Origin of the sequence: Ruminococcus callidus ATCC 27760 (assembly GCF_000468015.1) — a bacterium.
GTDB lineage: Bacteria > Bacillota > Clostridia > Oscillospirales > Ruminococcaceae > Ruminococcus_C > Ruminococcus_C callidus.
This window is the reverse complement of sequence record NZ_KI260408.1, coordinates 52,225-70,550: the sequence shown is the minus strand read 5'-3', so window position 1 is coordinate 70,550 and position 18,326 is coordinate 52,225. Positions and strand designations below refer to the sequence as shown.

Below are 18,326 nucleotides of genomic sequence, written 5' to 3'. Positions count from 1 at the left end.
CCATGCAATTATCCAAAGAACACCGGATACATCATTTCCAGTGCATAAAATGCCGGAACTGTAAACAAAACGCTGTCAAAACGATCCATGACACCGCCGTGTCCGGGCATGATATTTCCGAAGTCTTTGATTCCCTGCTGACGCTTCAGTACAGATGCACTCAAATCTCCCAGTACGCTGATTACAGCACAAACAATGCCAATAAAAATCAGCCAGAGATAGTGTACATGTGCGTGTGCGATCAAGCTGTAAATCAAGGCAAAAATCACCATTACCACGACATCCGTCACAATCCCGCCGAAAAAGCCTTCTACAGTTTTCTTCGGGCTGATTTCCGGACAAAGCTTATGCTTTCCCAAAAATGTTCCGGCAAAATAGGCACCAGTATCGGCAATCCATGCAGAAGACAGTGCTAGAATAACGCTTGCCAGACCAAATTGGCTGATATGCAGCAAAGTATTCAGCATGCTCAAAGAATGGGAAACCAAAAGTGTAATTGCGGCAATAAACAGGGTATTCTGATATGTGATATGCTTATGCAGCAAAACCATTTCTGCAAACATCGCAACGATACAAAGGAATGTCAATGCGATTGTCGCAGAAGTGTTTCCGTAATACTGTAAGAACGGCAGTGCAGCACCATACAGAAACCCGGCACCGATAGAAATCCGGCAATGCAGGCACTTCCCTGCACGAAACAGTTCAAATAGTGCAATGCAAATCAAAGCCGCAATTGCCAATGGAAATACGAAGGTCTTATGCAGAATCAAAATCAGGATTGCCAGAATGCCGCCAACTACGCCAGAGATAATCCGAACTTTCATCGTCAAATTCCTCCAAATCGTCTGCCACGCTGTGCATAGTCTGCCAAAGCCTTATTCAATTCGTTGCGGTTGAAGTCCGGCCACAAAACATTTGTAAAGTAATATTCTGCATATGCACATTGCCAGATGAGATAGTTGGACAGCCGCAGTTCTCCGCTGGGGCGAATCAACAGATCCACATCCGGAAGCCCCGCGGTATACAGATGCTCAGAAATGGTTTGTTCTGTGATTGCTTCCGGTGCAAGTTTTCCTGCCTGTACTTCTTTGGCAATCTCCTGTGCAGCATGTTTGATTTCATCTCGTCCGCCGTAATTGATTGCAAGAATCAGATTCATCTTTTCGAAATCTCTGGAATCATGTTCCAGTTCTTCCATACGCTTTTGCAATCGATCCTGCAAACGGCTTCGGTCACCGACAAAAATCATACGAACGCGTCTTTCCAGATACTGATCTGCTTCACAGAGATAATCCCAGAACAAATCCATAATTGCATTTACTTCATCTTGTGGACGTTTCCAGTTTTCTGTTGAGAAAACATAAAAAGATGCATTTCGCAGACCAATATCCCGACAATACAGGGACAGGTCTTTGAAATTTTTTGCTCCTTCCCGATGTCCAAACTTTCGTGGCATACCACGTTTGGTTGCCCACCGTCCGTTTCCGTCCATGATGAAGCCGACATGCTGCGGCAGCTGTTCCGGAAGAACAATTGTTCCTGTTTCATCTTTTGGTACATTTTTTTTGTTGAAAAATGGCAGAGCCATATCGTTCATCTCCTATTCTGCTGCAGGTTTTCGAGTCAATGCAATCAGATGCTCATGATCTCCTGATCCTTTGCAGTTACCATTTTATCGATTTCTGCAACATACTTATCTGTCAGATCCTGAACCTGCTTTTCGCCGTCCTTGACCTCGTCCTCTGTCAGTTCAGAAGCCTTTTTCTTTGCTTTCAGCTTTTCAATTGCTTCACGACGAACATTCCGGACAGCAACCTTGGTTTCTTCGCCCAATTTCTTAATGTCTTTGCACAGTTCCTTACGGCGGTCTTCTGTCAGCTGCGGAAATACCAGACGCAGGACTTTGCCGTCGTTGGTCGGTGTGATTCCTACATCAGAAGACAGAATAGCCTTTTCAATTGCCTTCAGAGAAGTAACATCCCACGGCTGAATTACCAGAATTCGGGCCTCGGAAACAGATACGGCAGCCATTTGCTGAATCGGAGTCGGCACACCATAATAGTCTACCTGTACCTTATCCAGAACAGCCGGATTTGCACGACCAGCACGAATGGTTGTAAATTCATGTGCCAGTCTGGCATTAGACTTTTTCATTTTTTCTTCGGTTTCTTTCATCAATTCTTTCATAGTACTTCCCCGATTAACGGGGCTCCTTTCAATTCATTTTATGCAAACAAAATTGTTTTTATACTTCTGTGGCAATCGGGTCTACTTCGGACACAACGGTACCTATATCTTCGCCCATCACTGCATCGTAGATATTTTCCGGTCGATTCAGATCAAATACCAGCATCGGCATTTTGTTATCACGGCACATAGATGCAGCGGTGCTGTCCATAACCTGCAGTGCACTGCCAAGGACATCGCTGAATGTCAGACGGGAGTAGCGTACCGCATCATCGTACTTGTGCGGATCCTTGTCATAAACGCCGTCTACCATTGTTGCTTTCAGCAGAATATCTGCTTCAATTTCCACCGCACGCAGAGTTGCAGCAGTATCTGTGGAGAAGAACGGGCTTCCGGTACCGCAGCCGAAAATTACAACTCTGCCCTTTTTCAGGTGCGAAATAGCACGATTGCGAATATATGGTTCTGCGATCTGCTGCATGCTGATTGCAGTCTGCACGCGAACTTCCAATCCCAGCGATTCCAGCATATCTGCAACTGCCAATGCATTCATAGTAGTTGCCAGCATACCAATGTGGTCTGCTCTGGTACGATCCATATTTTCACTGGAACGTCCACGCCAGAAGTTGCCGCCGCCGACTACGATCCCCATTTGCACGCCAGCATTCACGCACTTTTGAATGCTCTTACAAATTGGGAGCATCGTTGCAGTGTCCAATCCGGTTTTTTTCGGACCAGCAAGAGCTTCACCGCTTAATTTCAGAAGAACTCGATGATACTTAGGTTCCATGTTTCTAAATTCCTTTCGTTTGTTTCTCGATTTTCAGACCTTATTTGGAATCCGACAAAATGCCTTCCATTCTGGAGGACAATCTATATGTTTATTTTACACTATTTTTCGGGAAAAGTAAAGTGATTTCTGCAAAAAAATAAAAAAAGAGCATGACAATTGCCATGCTCCCTTTTTTCGGCATAATCGCCTTGTGAAAAAATATTCTTACTTGATCATGCTGGCAATTTCTTCTGCAAAGTTGTCAGCCTTCTTTTCGATGCCCTCGCCGCGTTCAAAACGAACGAAAGCGGTGATTGCGATTGTAGTGCCTGCAGCCTTTGCAACGCCATCTACATAGCTCTGAACAGTTTCCTTGTTTTCCTTTACGAAAGCCTGTTCCAGCAGGCAGTTTTCACCGTAGTACTTGCCAACCTTACCAGCTGCAATCTTTTCCTTTACCTGTTCCGGCTTATTTGCCATCTTCGGATCTTCTGCCATCTGAGCCAGAATGATCTTCTTTTCTTCGTCCAGAACAGCTGCCGGAACATCTTCACGCTTCAGATACGGCGGATTCATTGCTGCAACCTGCAGTGCACAGTCCTTTGCAGCTGCCAGAATTTCCGGAATTGCACCAGCCGGAGATTCTGCACGAACCATAACGCCGATCTTGCCGCCGCCGTGGATATACGGTACCAGAATACCTTCCATGCGAACGAAGCGGCGAATCTGCAGATTTTCACGAATCTTCAGGAACAATTCCTGAAGTGCTTCGTCAACAGTCATTGTGCCGCCGGAAACAGTAGTTGCCTTCAGAGCTTCTACGTCAGCCGGATTCTTTTCAATAATGGTATCAGCAACCTGATTTACAAATGCCTTGAATTCATCGGTATTTGCAACAAAGTCAGTTTCAGAGTTTACTTCAACAACACAGCCTACAGAATTGTCTGCATTTACCTTTGCAACTACCATACCTTCTGCGGCAACACGACCAGCCTTCTTTGCCTGTGTAGCCAGTCCCTTTTCACGCAGCAGTTCAATTGCCTTTTCTACATCACCGTCAGCTTCTGTCAAAGCCTTCTTGCAGTCCATCATACCAACACCGGTAGACTTCCGCAGTTCGTTGACATCTTTTGCAGTAAAATTAGCCATTGGATCTTCCTCCTAATTCTTATTTCAAACGATTTCCTCAAAAAACCCGAATAGACTGCTCATGTCAAGCATATTCGGGTTTTTGATCTAACAGATATTTCAGTTTCGCTTCTGCTTATTCAGCGTCTTCTTCAGCAGCCTTTGCTTCTGCAGCTTCCGCAGCGGCAGCATCAGCACCCTGACGACCTTCGATAATTGCATCAGCCATAACGCCGGCAATCAGCTTTACAGCACGGATTGCATCGTCGTTACCCGGGATAACATAATCGATTTCGTCCGGATCACAGTTGGTATCAACGATAGCTACGATCGGAATGTTCAGCTTCTTAGCTTCTGCAACTGCAATGCGTTCCTTACGCGGGTCAACGATAAACAGTGCACCCGGCAGCTTCTTCATTTCCTTGATACCGCCCAGGAATTTCTCCAGCTTTTCAATTTCCAGCTGCAGCTTACCAACTTCCTTCTTCGGCAACAGATCGAATGTACCGTCTGTTTCCATTTCGTGAAGCTGTTCCAGACGCTTGATTCTTCTCTGAATGGTAGAGAAGTTTGTCATCATACCGCCCAGCCAACGTGCATTTACATAGTAAGCACCAGCACGGGTAGCTTCTTCCTTAATGGAATCGCCGGCCTGCTTCTTGGTACCAACGAACAGTACAGACTCGCCCTGTGCGGACAGATCGCGGATGAACATGTAAGCTTCATCCAGCTTTCTTACGGTCTTCTGCAAATCGATGATGTAGATGCCGTTACGTTCAGTGAAAATGTACGGAGCCATTTTCGGGTTCCATCTTCTGGTCTGATGACCAAAGTGTACGCCAGCTTCCAAGAGCTGCTTCATAGATACTACGCCCATTGTGTAGTCCTCCTAAATAAAATGGTTTTGCTTCCTCCGCCTGCTTTTTCGGCTGCACAACTCTGCATTTCTGCAAAGCACCCGTGAAAACCAAAGCAGACGTGTGAACTGCCTTATTATTATACCAAAAACCGAGCCAATTGGTCAAGTATTTCTATGTAGAATATTTTTGTTGATTTAAGCTCGCATTTGTACAAGTTGTACAATTGCTGGGATTCCCTAACTCCACCAAAATAGCATCTTTTCCAACCAATCGGATTTGCCGAAAACCGATGATGCAATTGTCACGCGGCCCCAGAATTCCGAAAAAGCGTGGTCTGCCATACAAAATCAATGCTGTGACAGTTGCAGAATTTGCGTCCATTTGGAGATCATCGACACGGCCAAGGTTTTCACCATTTACAATATTAATGACATCTTTGCAACGCAGTTCTTCCAGCGTACACACCACAGTGCATCACCTCTGCAACAGGATATGCAAGATTCTGCGAATTCTTTCACAAAAACAATTTGAAAAGGACGGTACAAATCAAATCCAGTCCCATTATAACTGCTGCTGTGATGCTCACTACGTGCAATACCTTTTCCGACATCAGTCCGGTAATTTTGGCAAACAGCGGGCGAAGCAGATACAAAAACAGAACGCCGCCGATGCCAAAACGAACAGACGGGGAAAGAGCAACTCTTGCCTGAAAATTGATTGCATAGTCTGCATAGGTTTGCCATGGCCAGCTTCCAGTTGTCCATTCCAACAGATAGCTGACCGCCAATTCGATCAATGTGGCAACTGCCCCACAACCCAGAAAAATCAGAATCGGTCTTGCCCAACGTACACGCCATGATAGTTGCATTTTTGCAAATTTTCCAAAGCAGAGCAAAAATGCCAGCATGCCGACTCCATATACCGGACAATACGGGCCAAACAGTACGCCTCGGTTTTGAAACCCCCAACGATAGACAACAACTTCTAAAAACACTTCATAGCACCAGCCAATAATTGCTGCCATGAGAAAATAGAGGAACAATTTTTCAATTGTTTGCAGTTTATTTTGCATTTCTGTCCTCCCTCCAATCATCATCTGTCTAATACAAAAGCAGGTGTTCTCACAAAAATAGAAACGCCTGCTTTTGTATCCTATGTGTACTTATGAAAAAATTACTTCTTTTCGGTAACTGCCTTTTTGGCAACTGCGGCAATGTTTTCTGCACACAGACCAAATTCCTTCAGCAGCTCTACAGCCGGACCAGAATGACCGAACTCATCGTTCACGCCAATGCGAACAACCGGAACCGGACAGCATGCAGTAACTGCTTCTGCAACAGCACCGCCCAGACCACCGATAATACTGTGTTCCTCTACAGTTACCAGCAGACCAGTTTCTGAAGCAGCCTTACAGATCAGTTCAGTGTCCAGCGGCTTAATGGTGTGAATATTCAGTACACGAGCGTGGATTCCTTCGGCTTCCAGCAGTTCTGCTGCCTTCATGGATTCCCATACCATCAGACCAGTAGCAACCAAAGTTACATCTGTGCCTTCCCGCAGTGTAATGCCTTTACCAATTTTGAATTTATAAGTTGCAGCATCGTTGAAGATCGGAGTTGCCAGTCTGCCAAATCGCAAGTAAACCGGTCCCTCATACTGAATGGCAGCTTCTACAGCAGCCTTTGCTTCTACATCGTCTGCCGGATTCAAAATTGTCATACCCGGAATGGTTCGCATCAGTGCAATATCTTCGTTGCACTGATGTGTGGCACCGTCTTCACCAACGGAAATACCAGCATGAGTTGCACCGATTTTTACATTCAGGTGCGGATAACCGATAGAGTTCCGCACGATTTCGAATGCTCTGCCGGCAGCAAACATGGCAAATGTGCTGGCAAACGGGATCTTTCCTGCCGTGGAAAGTCCGGCAGCAACGCCCATCATGTTTGCTTCTGCAATACCGCAGTCGAAGAAACGCTCCGGATAAGCTTTCTTAAAAATGCCTGTTTTTGTGGCAGCAGCCAGATCGGCATCCAGTACGACCAGTTCCGGATATTTGTCAGCGAGATCACGAAGTGCCTCACCATAGCTTTCTCTTGTTGCTTTTTTCTGCAATTCTGCCATCGTTTAACCCTCCAGTTCCTTCAGCTGGGCTGTCAGTTCAGCCATTGCCTGTTCATACTCTGCCTGATTCGGTGCTTTGCCGTGCCAGCCGACCTGATTTTCCATAAAGGACACACCCTTGCCCTTGACACTTTTCTGAATGATCGCAACCGGCTTGCCTACGATTGTTTCAGCTTCCTGCATTGCAGCATCAATTGCATCGAAATCGTGTGCGTCCATACGAATGACATGCCAGCCGAACGCTTCAAACTTTTCCGGAATCGGCTCCGGCGAGCAAACTTCGGAAAGCTTGCCGTCGATCTGCAAACCGTTGTTGTCTACAATTGCTACCAGATTGTCCAGATGATACTGGTTTGCGAACATTGCAGCTTCCCAAACCTGTCCTTCTTCGATTTCGCCATCACCCAGAATGGTGTAAACCTTATAAGCAGCATTGTCCATTTTTCCTGCCAGTGCCATGCCGCAGGCTGCGGAAATGCCCTGTCCCAGAGAACCGCTGGACATATCTACGCCCGGAATATGAATACACGGGTGCCCCTGCAAAAGTGCGCCGATATGACGCAGAGATTGCAGTTCTTCTTTCGGGAAAAATCCACGTTCTGCCAGTGTGGAATACAGAGCCGGTGCACAGTGTCCTTTGGAAAGCACCAGACGATCACGGTCTGCCATTTCCGGATTCTTCGGGTCAACGTGCATCTTTGCAAAATACAGATAAGTCAGTGTATCACAAATCGAGAGAGAGCCGCCCGGGTGACCGGACTTTGCGTGATAGGTGCCTTCAATAACACCCATACGAATACGGCAGGCAGTTGCCTGCAATTTTTTCTTGGTCATTTCATCCATGTTATGAACCTCCAATGATTTCGAAAGACGATAAATCAATTCTGCAATCGCGTTTTCTTCACAGGAATGCATCAACTGTATATTGGCAATTTCTTTAATGCAGGGCTGTGCATTAGACGGACAGGCACTGGTGTCTGCTACGCGAAGCATATCCAGATCGTTGTCAAAATCTCCTGCCGCCACAATATGCCAGCTTTCCGCACCGCATATGGTGCGATACCGCCGAAGGGCACTCCCTTTAGTAACGCCTTTCGGCAGCATTTCATAAAAACGTGCTTCAGACTGTACAAAATCTGCACACGTCCAGTTTTGTTCTTGAAAATAGGCAATCAAATCAGGCATTCGTTCGGGTGCAATTGCAAACAGCACTTTCAGCCAACCATGCGGAATTTCCTCCGGCATTGCCAGAATGGGTTCCACCTGACAGATCTCCAGATGCTCCTTTTCATAAGGTGTCATTCTGGAAACATAGGTGCCGTCTGTGCGGAGAATCTCCGCCGAAACGTCCGGAAATGCTTCTAACACTTGTCGGGTAATCGATACGGCTTCTGGCGGCAATTCTTCTGTGTAAAGCCACTTTTCTGCTACCGGATCATAAATAGCTGCTCCGTTGAACAATATCACAGGAATATTGGGCTGCAGCTTTTTCAAATATCGCTGAGCCGCCTGCAACGTTCTTCCAGTTGCAATTGCGAATTTGCCACCTTTTGCACGGAACTGGGAAATTGCTGCTGCATCTGCCACAGAAATCTCTTTGCTGGCTGGCAGCAATGTACCGTCCAGGTCCGTAATAAGCATGGTATTTTCCAAAGACTGCATCAAAATCACCCTTTCAGGATTTCAGTTTTCGAAGTACCTTTTCAAAATATTCCGGCAAAGGACTTTCAAACTCCAGATACTGCCCTGTAGACGGATGAATAAATCCGATTTTGGCAGCATGAAGACACTGCCCTTCGATTCCGGGAAATGCTTTTCCATAGACATCATCACCCAGAATCGGGTGACCCAAATACGCTAAATGTACTCGAATCTGGTGTGTGCGTCCGGTTTCCAATCGCAGCCGTAAATGCGTGGCACGGGGATATTCTGCAATCACAGTATAGTGCGTTGTAGCAGGTTTGGAATTTTTTTCTGTGACACACATTTTTTTGCGGTCTACCGGATGTCGTCCGATCGGAGCAGAAATCGTCCCTTCTGCTTCGCGAAAATGTCCCATTGCCACCGCCTGATATTCTCTTGTAAATGAATGGGCGGCAATTTGTGCCGATAACGACTGATGTGCCATATCATTTTTTGCCACCATTAGCAAGCCGCTTGTAAAACGATCGATACGGTGCACGATTCCGGGGCGAATTATGCCATTGATGCTGGAAAGCCGATCTCCGCAATGATACAATAGTGCATGTACCAGCGTTCCTGTCGCGTGTCCGGGAGCCGGATGTACAACCATGCCCTTGGGTTTGTTCACCACAAGTAAGTCATCATCTTCATAGACAATATCCAGCGGGATATTTTCCGGCTGCAATTCCAGCGGCTCTGGTTCCGGCAGCTGCACCAAAACTTGATCCCCTGCTTTTTGCCGATAATTTTTCGGAACTTTTTTGCCATTTACTGTCACATCACCGTGTTCCATACGAACTTGCAGGGCGGAACGCGTCATCGCAAGACTCTCCTGTCCGGAAAGCCATTTGTCCAGACGTTCTCCGTCCGCTTCCGCAGGCACACAAAAAGACAAAGTTTCAGGCATTTTTCTGTTCTCCCTCAGCTGTTGCCTTGGCTTTGGAATTGAGTTTTGGTTCCACAAACAAAAAGTAAATTGCAAACAAAACAACGCCAATTACCACGCAACAATCTGCAAAATTAAACACGGCAAAGTGAAACAGCTTCACTTCCAGATAGTCTACCACCAGACCACCGCGAAACAGTCGGTCAATTAAATTGCCCAGACCGCCGCTTAGAATCAAGGTCAAGCTGACTGTCAGCAGCTTGGATTTTTTTCCATGACGTACCAGCCAGTAAGCACAAAACGCCATCAGAATCACCGTTGTTCCCACTAGCAGCCAACGCATGCCGGCAAAACTACTGAAAACAGCTCCGTTATTTTCCAGATAAGTCAAATCCAGAATTTTATGATCGCCAATGTGCAGAAACGGTACACTTCCGACTGGTTTCAAATCCTGAACGACCCAGTATTTGATCAGTTGATCTGCTGCGGTCAGCAAGATAATTCCGATTAAGGCTGCAATCAGCACAAATACATCCTTTCCCGATTACAGCTGATCTACAACAGAAGCACAACGTGCACAGAGTGTTGGGTGTGCAGCATTCTTGCCAACACTGTCCAGATACATCCAGCAGCGTTCGCACTTTTCACCAGCGGCACGTTCTACTGTATAGGTAGTTTCTCCGGATTCTGCCTTTACAACAGAAACAACAGATACGATCAGCACCTTTGCCAGAATGTCAGCAGCTTCTGACAATACTGTATACTGAGCATCATCTGCAACAGCGATTGTCACCTTGGCTTCCAGTGATTTACCGATCAGCTTTTCATTTCTCTTTTCTTCCAGAACCTTATTAGCTTCCATACGAGTCTGATAGATCAGATCCCACTTTGCCATAAAGTCTGCATCTTCTGTCAATCCGCTTGCCTTGGGCATTTCGTTCAGGAATACACTCTTGGCATCATCGCTTGCAGCATGCGGCAGATAAGACCAGATTTCTTCTGCGGTAAAGGAGAGGATCGGTGCGATCAGACGAGTCAGTGCACTCAAAATCCGATAAATCGTGGTCTGTGCTGCACGACGAGCCACGGAATTTTCCGGTTCGCAGTACAGACGATCCTTGATGATGTCCAGATAGAAATTGGACAAATCAGTGGTGCAGTAGTTATGGATTGCGTGGAATACGATGTGGAAGTCAAATGCTTCATAGCCCTCATGTGCCTTTTGGATTACGTTATCCAGACGCATCAGTGCCCAGCGATCCAGTTCCAGCAACTGATCGTCGGATACGCTGTCGCGATCCGGATGGAATCCGTCACCATTGCCCAAGTTACCCAGAATGTAACGGGCAGTGTTCCGGATCTTCTTATAGGCATCGGACAACTGTCCCAAAATACCCTCTGAAATACGAATGTCAGAGTGATAATCGGAAGAAGCTACCCACAGACGAAGAATGTCTGCACCGTATTTCTTGACAATTTCTTCCGGCATAATGCCGTTGCCCAAAGATTTCGACATCTTTCTGCCTTCGCCGTCAACGACCCAGCCGTGTGTGCAGACAGCCTTATACGGTGCACTGCCCTTATAAACGACAGAAGTCAGCAGAGAAGACTGGAACCAACCACGATACTGGTCTGCACCTTCCAGATACAGATCAGCCGGCCACTGCAAGCAGTCATACTGTTCCATGACAGCACTGTGAGAAACACCACTGTCGAACCATACATCCATGATGTCATATTCCTTGGTGAATTCCTTACAGCCGCATTCGCACTGTACTTCCGGAGAAAGAAACTCTGAAAGATCCTTTGTCCACCATGCATCTGCTCCCTCTTTGCGGAACAATTCTGCAATGTCGCGAATAGTGGTATCATTGACAATCGGCTTTTTGCAGTCCTTGCAATAGATGATCGGAATCGGCACGCCCCAAGTACGCTGACGAGAAATACACCAGTCGCTGCGGTCACGAACCATGCCTTTGATGCGTTCTTCTCCCCATGCAGGAATCCACTTGACATTTTCAATTGCTTTGATTGCTTCGTCCTTAAAGCCGTTAACAGAGCAGAACCACTGTTCTGTTGCACGGTAAATGATCGGTTTGTGGCATCTCCAGCAGTGCGGATACTGGTGGACAATTTTTTCTGTTGCCAGCATTGCACCAACTTCTGTCAGCTTCGCAGCAATTGCACGGTTTGCCGCATCGGTGTCCATGCCTTCAAACTCGCCGGCTTCCTTGGTCTGGCGACCCTTGTCGTCTACGCAGACCAGAATGCCAATGTCGTCATAGTTCTTGCAGACTTCAAAGTCTTCTACACCATAGCCCGGTGCAGTATGAACGCAGCCAGTACCGCTTTCCAATGTTACATGATCACCGACAATTACCGGAGAAAGACGGTCATACAACGGGTGCTTAGTTTTGACATGTTCCAGTTCTGCACCAGTGAAGCTGCCGACCATTTCGTATTCGGTAATACCAGCTGCTTTCATTGTTGCAGAAACCAGTTCCGCAGCCATGCAGTAGTATTCCTCGCCAACCTTGACCAGTGTGTAGTCATAAGACGGTCCCACACAAATTGCAAGGTTGCCCGGAATGGTCCATGTTGTGGTTGTCCAGATAACAAAGTAAACCTGTTCCTTGGCAATTCCCAGCTTTGTAAACAGACCCTTGTCGTCAGTCACCTGAAATTTCACATAGATAGAATAACAAGGATCGTTTTCGTATTCGATTTCAGCTTCTGCCAGTGCAGTGTTGCAGTCAGGGCACCAGTAAACCGGCTTCAATCCCTTGTACATGTAACCGCGTTTTGCCATTTCACCGAATACTTCGACCTGACGTGCTTCATATTCCGGCTTCAGTGTCAGGTACGGATCACAGTAATGTCCCAGACTGCCCAGACGCTTGAACTGTGCCATCTGATTCTTGACATGCATCATGGCGAAGTCTTTGCAGTGCTTTCGCAGTTCTACCGGCGGAATGGCACCATTTTCTACGCCGATAGACTTCATTGCTTTCAGTTCGATCGGCAAACCATGTGTATCCCAGCCCGGCACATACGGTGCACAGAAGCCACTCATATTTTTATACTTGACAATGAAATCTTTCAGTGTCTTATTCAAAGCAGTACCCAGATGAATTTCACCATTGGCATACGGAGGGCCGTCGTGAAGAATGTACTTCGGCTTCCCTTCATTTTTGGCGATCATCTGTTCATACAGATCCTCGTCTTCCCACTTTTGTAAAGTGTCAGGTTCCCGCTTCGGCAGGTTTCCACGCATCGGAAAATCTGTTTTAGGCAAATTTAAGGTCTTATTGTAATCCTGTGACATAGCTTGATCCGGCTTTTTCTCCTTTTCAGCGTATCGCTGTGGCAAAAGCCGCTCCTTTCCCTGAAATTAGTCTTTATCCTGCAAGTCGCCGAATCTGGAGTCATATGCTCCCTGAATTGCTTTTGCAGAAAACGGTTCCGCATCAAACGGATCGCTTGCAGCTGGTGCAGCGGCTACTGCTGGCTTCGGCTGTGCCGGTTCTGTCGCATTTTCTTCTGTCATACCAAAGGTAGTGTCATCTTCTTCCGGCATAGCAGAGAGCATGTTCAGATGCTCCTTGTACATGTCAAAGAGAGCTTTTTTGAAATCAGCGACCTGCTTTTTTGCAGCTGCCAGTTTCTTGTGCTCCTCCTCGATCTCTGCCTCATTCTTTTCAATGAGGGCATCGTGCTGTACAGTTACCTCGTCCATCATTGCATCTGCTTTTTCTTTTGCCTGTGCAATGATCTCTTCTGCCTTGGCGTTGGCTTCGGAAATGATGCGGTGACCCTCCTTTTGTGCACCGAGGAGTGCGTCCTTCAATGCATCTTCATCACGCATGTATTCCCGTACCTTGTCTGCCAGAACCTGAATTTTGTTGTTGCTGTCATCCAGTTCTCGCTGGGCGATTGCAGCTTCTTCTTCCAGCTTATTCAGGAATTCATCAATGTCTTCCTGTTTATAGCCGAAAGCAGCTTTTTCAAACCGTAATTCATGGATTTCGCTTGCACTAATCATTATGGTATCTCCTCTCATAAGAGCCTATGCAGCCTATCCTACATTAGCCCTGATATTTTTGAATTGTGATATGGTATCTTCCTTTTCGGCTGATGCCATCGACCGCGGCAATACGAAATTTTCCGTAGCCACGAATTGAAAACACATCACCCACCTGCATTACAGCAGAAGGCGTATCGATCGCTGCATGACGATAGGTCAGCCGGCCTTGCCGAATCAACTGCACTGCCTTTTCCCGACTCAGACGCGTTGCCAGTGCGGCAACTGCGTCTGCCCGCAGAGATGCAATCGTGCCTTGTATCAGCAGGAAATCCGTTTGCACCGACAGGCAGACCGGATCATCTCCCGTCACGCTGACACCAACTCGTCCAATCTGATGAACTTCCTGTAAAAGCACAGGAGCCACATGGGCACAGACGAACATTTGTGCCATCTTCGTATCGATCAAAATGTCGCCGATCGTATCTCGTTCCAGATTGCATGCCATACATGCTCCGAGAAAATCCCGATGTGTTGGCGGCTTAGGAACACGATAAGAAAACGTCAGACACTGGATTGGAAACTGTTCCGGTGTAACCGGAATGAAATCCGGAGCAAAACAAAGTATTACACGAGTGGTGTTTTCTGTTCCGCCCCAAGCTGTACAGACTGCTCCTGCTGTATTTGCAATCGCTTCTGCCATTGCGGTATCTTCTGCCGGTAAAAAATCCGTAAAGTACGGACGGTTGTCCCGCACGCATCGGTTCGCCAGATCGTTCCAATGTGCTTTTAGTTGCTGCACCGCATCTGCCATTTTCATGTTTCGGCTTGCCATTTTTGTTTGTTAACCTACCAGACCGTTGCTCTGCAGTTCGCCAACGAGGCTGTCGCCGTCAAAACCGACATTCTGCGGAATAATCAGGAAAGTCTGGTTGGCTACCGGCTTGATCCGACCATGGGTTGCATATGCCGCACCAACTACAAAGTCAATGATCCGACGCTTTTCATCATCGTCAATCTTTTCCAGATTCAGAACAACAGTCTTATTCTGCATCAAATAATCTGCAACTTTCTTGGAGTCTGAAGTATAGGAAGTTGCCTGTACCAGCACTACCTGAAACTGTGCAGTTGCCTTGATCGTTGCATAGCGTTCATTGCCGCCCTTTCGTTCTTCATAAGAAGACGCACCTCTGCTGTAACTAGAATTGCTGTAACCAGAGGTCTGTGCAGCGTGGCTCTGCGGCGGAGCCTGTTCTGGTTCCGGCGGAGTCATGCTCGGGGTTTCCGGCTCATTATCATCAGCCGGCATAAAGAAGTCTTTCAGATTGTCTATAAAATTCATGATACTCTCCATTCTCCGCATCAGCGGATTTCATTTTATTTCTGATAATTTCTTGCACCGAACAAGGCTGTCCCGATCCGGACAAGTGTCGAACCATAGCGAATTGCGGTGGCAAAATCCCCCGACATTCCCATCGACAAAATCTCCATATCTATATTATCCATTTTTTTGGAGGAAATGTCAAGATAAAGTTGTTGCATTTTGTAAAGAAATTTCTCATCACCCTCTACTGGCGGGATTGTCATCAGCCCGCGTACATGTACGTGGGACAGTTGTCCTGCCTGCCACAACAATTCTTCTAATTGATCCGGTGCAATGCCGCTTTTGGATTCCTCCCCGCCGACATTAACTTCAATCAAGATGTCCTGCACTTTATTGACACGTGCTGCATGCCGGTCAATTTCAGATGCCAGCTTGATGCTGTCTACCGAATGAATCAGTTCCATGTCCTCAATGATATACTTTACCTTATTGGTTTGTAAATGTCCAATAAAATGAACTTTTGCATCTTTTGCATAAAAATCTTTTTTAGAAAGATATTCCTGCACGCGGTTTTCACCCAAGGTGTGGATACCACAGCTGATCGCATGATTTACCGCTTCCGGGGCAACCGTTTTGGTGACCGCCATCAATGTAATTTCGTCTGTCGGCTTACGGTACTTTGCCTTTGCTTCCTCCATCGCATCGACGATTCGTTTGTAGTTTTCGTCGATATAAGCAAAATTAGTTTCCATTTGCATCAATCCCTTCTACAATTATGGAATCATAAAGCATTAAATAACCATCGCCTGCATTCAGTTTAGAAAGCACATAGTCTTTGCCTTCGTAAACTACATCCAGACGTCGGAATTCCACTTTTTCACCGTCCTGCACATAAACGCCCCGGCTGTTCACGGTCTGTGTTTTTTCTTCGCCGGTTTCTTCATCAGTGACGGTTTCTTCTACGTCTTTGAAACGGATCGCACTCCGCGGCACCTTGATGCCCTCATATTCTCCAAGAATCATTTCGACATTTTCAGTTCGATTCTGTACAAAGTCCGATGTTAGCATATCGCTGTATAAAACCACCATGACCTTGCCGTCTTCTCCGGTATTTCGGAGTTCCTGAATGGTGGCATCTGCTGTTGCGGAAGACGTCATCAGACGAATCTTGACAGAATCACCGACCTGATATTTCTGATCCTGATTATCAATAATTCCAAGCATGTACCAGCCGTACTGTGCAATGGATTTTCCCACTGTGTTTTGATCTTGATTCGTTTGGAGATTATTTTCGCTACTTTTTTTAGTAATATCCTGAATCTGTTCTGGCGTGATATTTGCCAGATTTTCCGCAGTCAGTACAGACTCCAGCCCATCCACATGGCTGACAAAATAGGCAGAACTATCTGATGTAATAGTGTCTATGGGTGTTGCTTCCTCGCTTTGCAAAGTCTGTATCTGTGCAGTCAAATCAGAAATTTGCTGTGCAAAAGAAACGGTTCCCTTGCTGACAACGATCTGATATGTGCTGCAGGATTCCATAAACTGTTGTTCTGCGGCTGCCATGCCGGAGAGATTTCCAGCGTTTCGATTCTGAATCATCTCTTCGTAGTACTGAGAAATCTGGCGGGATAAATCCGCAGGCTGTGCTTGTTCCAGCGTTCCGGGATTGGAGATACGTTCCAAAACATTCAGCTTTTCCTGTAATGCCTCTGCCTGTTGTTTTTTTTCAATGGTGCTCTCGTCCGGATAAATTTCGGCAATCACATCATTGACTGCAATTTTTCCTCCGTCCGGTACTTGATAACTGATTGCACCAGTGTCGCTGTAAGTCAGTACTGTTTCGTCCCGTACATAGACGCCCTCGAAGAATTTGGATTCATCTGCTTTGGCACGCATGGCTGTTTCTGTTTCATAGCTAGTGTCCACAAGGTGAAAGATGATCGTGCCAAATGTAGCAATGACAGAAGCCGACAGAAGCACTAACAGCACATTATTCATTTTATTGCTGGAATTCATATGCAGATCACCTCACAAAACCAACGGATTTCCAGATGCTTTTGCATCATTCTACAGAATCACTTTCTAAAATGGAAACAGGACGTATGGGAATAATGGTGGAAATGGCGTGTTTGTATACCAAGTTTTGTTTTCCGTCACATTCCAGAATGACAATATAGCTGTCAAACCCTTTTACAATGCCCTTAAATTGAAAACCGTTTGTCAGAAAAATTGTAACGCCGATGTGATCCTTTCGGGCTTGATTCAGGAATACGTCCTGAAGGTTCATGTTTTTGTTGTTCATTGTTAGACTCCTTTTCTTTGAGCGAAAAATACCGAATGCGCTTTGCATTCATTTTCTCTTTGTATATAAATGCTCAATTTATATTATAGCACATTTCTCCGGACTTGGCTATAATTTTTTGACACTTTTCCATAATTTCTGGTTTCTTGTCAGATTTGTCTAAAATAATCCACTGAATTCGATCATTTTTGCGGAACCATGTCAACTGTCTTTTGGCATATCTGCGGGTTTCCTGTTTAATTTTGTCGATACACGCCTGCAATGGCATCTTTTTTTCAAAATATGGAATCAGTTCCTTATAGCCAATTGCGTGATAAGCAGTCCGAAGTGCTTCGTTTTGATACACATGATAAGCTTCTTCGATCATGCCTTGTTCTATCATTTGATCCACCCGTGTATTGATTCGTTCGTAAAGCACCGACCGTTCATAAGTCAGGCCGATGATCAGGGATTGATAAGGACTTGGGATCTGGTGACTTTCGGCTTTGCATGCGGTGAATGTTTTTCCTGTCAGCGTACAAACCTCCAGTGCACGTATCACACGCACCAGATTATTAGGGTGGATTTCCGCTGCGGCTTCTGGATCCAATGCTTTTAGCTGGTCATGCAGTGCAATGTTGCCGTGCTCTTTGGCGTATTCCAGAAATTTTTGCCGTAGTGCAGCGTCCTGCGTAGTTGGAGCCAGCTGCACGTTGGAAAGCAATGATGAAACGTAAAGGCCAGTTCCGCCGACAAGGACGGGCAGGTGCTTTCGGTGATAGATTTCTGCAATTGTCGGTTTTGCTAACGCCAGATAGTCTGCAACGCTGAATGTGGCATTCACAGGGACACAGCCGATCAGATGATGCGGCACACCCTCTTGCTCTTCCGGTGTGGGCTTTGCCGTTGCAATATTCAGTCCCTGATAGATCTGCATGGAATCTGCGGAAACAACTTCTCCATGATATGCTTTTGCCAGCATCACGCCAAGTGAAGTTTTTCCGGATGCCGTGGGGCCAACCACTGCAAGTACTGGTATTTTTTCTGAATCTGTCAT

The 18,326-nt window shown here is 46.3% G+C and carries 20 protein-coding genes and 1 pseudogene; all 21 read right to left on the bottom strand.

Annotation, left to right across the window (positions count from 1 at the left end):
- Positions 1-8: 8 nt before the first annotated feature.
- On the bottom strand, positions 9-824 hold the full coding sequence (locus RUMCAL_RS08015; RefSeq protein WP_021682223.1) for a phosphatidate cytidylyltransferase: 816 nt from the start codon (positions 822-824) through the stop codon (positions 9-11).
- Between the two features lie 2 nt (positions 825-826).
- Positions 827-1,588 carry a polyprenyl diphosphate synthase gene (gene uppS / locus RUMCAL_RS08010; RefSeq protein ID WP_051343747.1) on the bottom strand — a complete coding sequence of 254 codons (762 nt, stop codon included), beginning with the start codon at positions 1,586-1,588 and terminating at the stop codon, positions 827-829.
- 44 nt (positions 1,589-1,632) lie between these two features.
- Positions 1,633-2,187, bottom strand: a complete 555-nt coding sequence (gene frr, locus RUMCAL_RS08005) for a ribosome recycling factor (protein ID WP_021682221.1) — start codon at positions 2,185-2,187, stop codon at positions 1,633-1,635.
- A gap of 58 nt (positions 2,188-2,245) precedes the next feature.
- A complete protein-coding gene (gene pyrH, locus RUMCAL_RS08000) occupies positions 2,246-2,977 on the bottom strand; it encodes a UMP kinase (protein WP_021682220.1) in 732 nt (243 codons plus the stop codon).
- A 207-nt stretch (positions 2,978-3,184) separates the two neighbouring features.
- Positions 3,185-4,108, bottom strand: coding sequence for a translation elongation factor Ts (gene tsf / locus RUMCAL_RS07995; RefSeq protein WP_021682219.1), 924 nt, complete (start codon positions 4,106-4,108; stop codon positions 3,185-3,187).
- 115 nt (positions 4,109-4,223) lie between these two features.
- The gene (rpsB, locus tag RUMCAL_RS07990; RefSeq protein WP_021682218.1) at positions 4,224-4,964 is read right to left on the bottom strand and encodes a 30S ribosomal protein S2; all 741 of its coding nucleotides are present in this window, start codon (positions 4,962-4,964) and stop codon (positions 4,224-4,226) included.
- Positions 4,965-5,118: 154 nt separating this feature from the next.
- Positions 5,119-5,412 (bottom strand): PRC-barrel domain-containing protein, encoded by a 294-nt coding sequence (locus RUMCAL_RS15075; protein WP_021682217.1) that lies wholly within the window; start codon positions 5,410-5,412, stop codon positions 5,119-5,121.
- Positions 5,413-5,461: 49 nt separating this feature from the next.
- On the bottom strand, positions 5,462-6,019 hold the full coding sequence (locus RUMCAL_RS07985; protein ID WP_040647562.1) for a putative ABC transporter permease: 558 nt from the start codon (positions 6,017-6,019) through the stop codon (positions 5,462-5,464).
- A 101-nt stretch (positions 6,020-6,120) separates the two neighbouring features.
- Positions 6,121-7,071, bottom strand: a complete 951-nt coding sequence (locus tag RUMCAL_RS07980) for a transketolase family protein (RefSeq protein WP_021682215.1) — start codon at positions 7,069-7,071, stop codon at positions 6,121-6,123.
- Between the two features lie 3 nt (positions 7,072-7,074).
- Complete coding sequence (locus tag RUMCAL_RS16535) at positions 7,075-7,914, bottom strand: transketolase (RefSeq protein ID WP_040647615.1); 840 nt, start codon at positions 7,912-7,914, stop codon at positions 7,075-7,077.
- A gap of 45 nt (positions 7,915-7,959) precedes the next feature.
- A pseudogene (locus tag RUMCAL_RS16530) lies at positions 7,960-8,712 on the bottom strand (Cof-type HAD-IIB family hydrolase); the annotation flags it as partial.
- 34 nt (positions 8,713-8,746) lie between these two features.
- On the bottom strand, positions 8,747-9,661 hold the full coding sequence (locus RUMCAL_RS07970; protein ID WP_021682213.1) for an RluA family pseudouridine synthase: 915 nt from the start codon (positions 9,659-9,661) through the stop codon (positions 8,747-8,749).
- On the bottom strand, positions 9,654-10,166 hold the full coding sequence (gene lspA, locus RUMCAL_RS07965) for a signal peptidase II (protein ID WP_021682212.1): 513 nt from the start codon (positions 10,164-10,166) through the stop codon (positions 9,654-9,656). The genes RUMCAL_RS07970 and lspA overlap by 8 nt, the downstream gene beginning before the upstream one ends.
- Positions 10,167-10,184: 18 nt before the next feature.
- Positions 10,185-12,965, bottom strand: coding sequence for an isoleucine--tRNA ligase (gene ileS / locus RUMCAL_RS07960; RefSeq protein ID WP_040647560.1), 2,781 nt, complete (start codon positions 12,963-12,965; stop codon positions 10,185-10,187).
- 66 nt (positions 12,966-13,031) lie between these two features.
- Positions 13,032-13,682: a DivIVA domain-containing protein gene (locus RUMCAL_RS07955; protein ID WP_040647558.1), complete on the bottom strand. Its 651-nt coding sequence runs from the start codon at positions 13,680-13,682 to the stop codon at positions 13,032-13,034.
- Between the two features lie 43 nt (positions 13,683-13,725).
- Positions 13,726-14,481: a YlmH family RNA-binding protein gene (locus RUMCAL_RS07950; RefSeq protein WP_051343745.1), complete on the bottom strand. Its 756-nt coding sequence runs from the start codon at positions 14,479-14,481 to the stop codon at positions 13,726-13,728.
- Between the two features lie 24 nt (positions 14,482-14,505).
- Positions 14,506-15,003: a cell division protein SepF gene (locus RUMCAL_RS07945; protein ID WP_040647556.1), complete on the bottom strand. Its 498-nt coding sequence runs from the start codon at positions 15,001-15,003 to the stop codon at positions 14,506-14,508.
- 35 nt (positions 15,004-15,038) lie between these two features.
- On the bottom strand, positions 15,039-15,737 hold the full coding sequence (locus tag RUMCAL_RS07940; RefSeq protein ID WP_040647555.1) for a YggS family pyridoxal phosphate-dependent enzyme: 699 nt from the start codon (positions 15,735-15,737) through the stop codon (positions 15,039-15,041).
- The gene (locus RUMCAL_RS07935; RefSeq protein ID WP_021682206.1) at positions 15,727-17,004 is read right to left on the bottom strand and encodes a biotin/lipoyl attachment domain-containing protein; all 1,278 of its coding nucleotides are present in this window, start codon (positions 17,002-17,004) and stop codon (positions 15,727-15,729) included. Before RUMCAL_RS07935 ends, RUMCAL_RS07940 begins: the two co-directional genes overlap by 11 nt.
- Positions 17,005-17,050: 46 nt before the next feature.
- A complete protein-coding gene (gene hfq / locus RUMCAL_RS07930; protein WP_040647553.1) occupies positions 17,051-17,290 on the bottom strand; it encodes an RNA chaperone Hfq in 240 nt (79 codons plus the stop codon).
- Between the two features lie 73 nt (positions 17,291-17,363).
- Positions 17,364-18,326, bottom strand: coding sequence for a tRNA (adenosine(37)-N6)-dimethylallyltransferase MiaA (gene miaA, locus RUMCAL_RS07925; protein WP_021682204.1), 963 nt, complete (start codon positions 18,324-18,326; stop codon positions 17,364-17,366).

Excerpts from the sequence above, each read along its gene's own strand:
- RUMCAL_RS07985 (WP_040647562.1), bottom strand. The coding sequence starts at position 6,019 with ATGCAAAATAAACTGCAAACAATTGAAAAATTGTTCCTCTATTTTCTC.
- RUMCAL_RS07940 (WP_040647555.1), bottom strand. The coding sequence starts at position 15,737 with ATGGAAACTAATTTTGCTTATATCGACGAAAACTACAAACGAATCGTC.
- miaA (WP_021682204.1), bottom strand. The coding sequence starts at position 18,326 with ATGACAGATTCAGAAAAAATACCAGTACTTGCAGTGGTTGGCCCCACG.
- frr (WP_021682221.1), bottom strand. The coding sequence starts at position 2,187 with ATGAAAGAATTGATGAAAGAAACCGAAGAAAAAATGAAAAAGTCTAAT.
- RUMCAL_RS07980 (WP_021682215.1), bottom strand. The coding sequence starts at position 7,071 with ATGGCAGAATTGCAGAAAAAAGCAACAAGAGAAAGCTATGGTGAGGCA.
- RUMCAL_RS07945 (WP_040647556.1), bottom strand. The coding sequence starts at position 15,003 with ATGAATTTTATAGACAATCTGAAAGACTTCTTTATGCCGGCTGATGAT.
- pyrH (WP_021682220.1), bottom strand. The coding sequence starts at position 2,977 with ATGGAACCTAAGTATCATCGAGTTCTTCTGAAATTAAGCGGTGAAGCT.
- RUMCAL_RS07935 (WP_021682206.1), bottom strand. The coding sequence starts at position 17,004 with ATGAATTCCAGCAATAAAATGAATAATGTGCTGTTAGTGCTTCTGTCG.
- tsf (WP_021682219.1), bottom strand. The coding sequence starts at position 4,108 with ATGGCTAATTTTACTGCAAAAGATGTCAACGAACTGCGGAAGTCTACC.
- RUMCAL_RS08015 (WP_021682223.1), bottom strand. The coding sequence starts at position 824 with ATGAAAGTTCGGATTATCTCTGGCGTAGTTGGCGGCATTCTGGCAATC.
- ileS (WP_040647560.1), bottom strand. The coding sequence starts at position 12,965 with ATGTCACAGGATTACAATAAGACCTTAAATTTGCCTAAAACAGATTTT.
- hfq (WP_040647553.1), bottom strand. The coding sequence starts at position 17,290 with ATGAACAACAAAAACATGAACCTTCAGGACGTATTCCTGAATCAAGCC.
- RUMCAL_RS16535 (WP_040647615.1), bottom strand. The coding sequence starts at position 7,914 with ATGGATGAAATGACCAAGAAAAAATTGCAGGCAACTGCCTGCCGTATT.
- RUMCAL_RS07950 (WP_051343745.1), bottom strand. The coding sequence starts at position 14,481 with ATGAAAATGGCAGATGCGGTGCAGCAACTAAAAGCACATTGGAACGAT.
- uppS (WP_051343747.1), bottom strand. The coding sequence starts at position 1,588 with ATGGCTCTGCCATTTTTCAACAAAAAAAATGTACCAAAAGATGAAACA.
- RUMCAL_RS07970 (WP_021682213.1), bottom strand. The coding sequence starts at position 9,661 with ATGCCTGAAACTTTGTCTTTTTGTGTGCCTGCGGAAGCGGACGGAGAA.
- RUMCAL_RS07955 (WP_040647558.1), bottom strand. The coding sequence starts at position 13,682 with ATGATTAGTGCAAGCGAAATCCATGAATTACGGTTTGAAAAAGCTGCT.
- rpsB (WP_021682218.1), bottom strand. The coding sequence starts at position 4,964 with ATGGGCGTAGTATCTATGAAGCAGCTCTTGGAAGCTGGCGTACACTTT.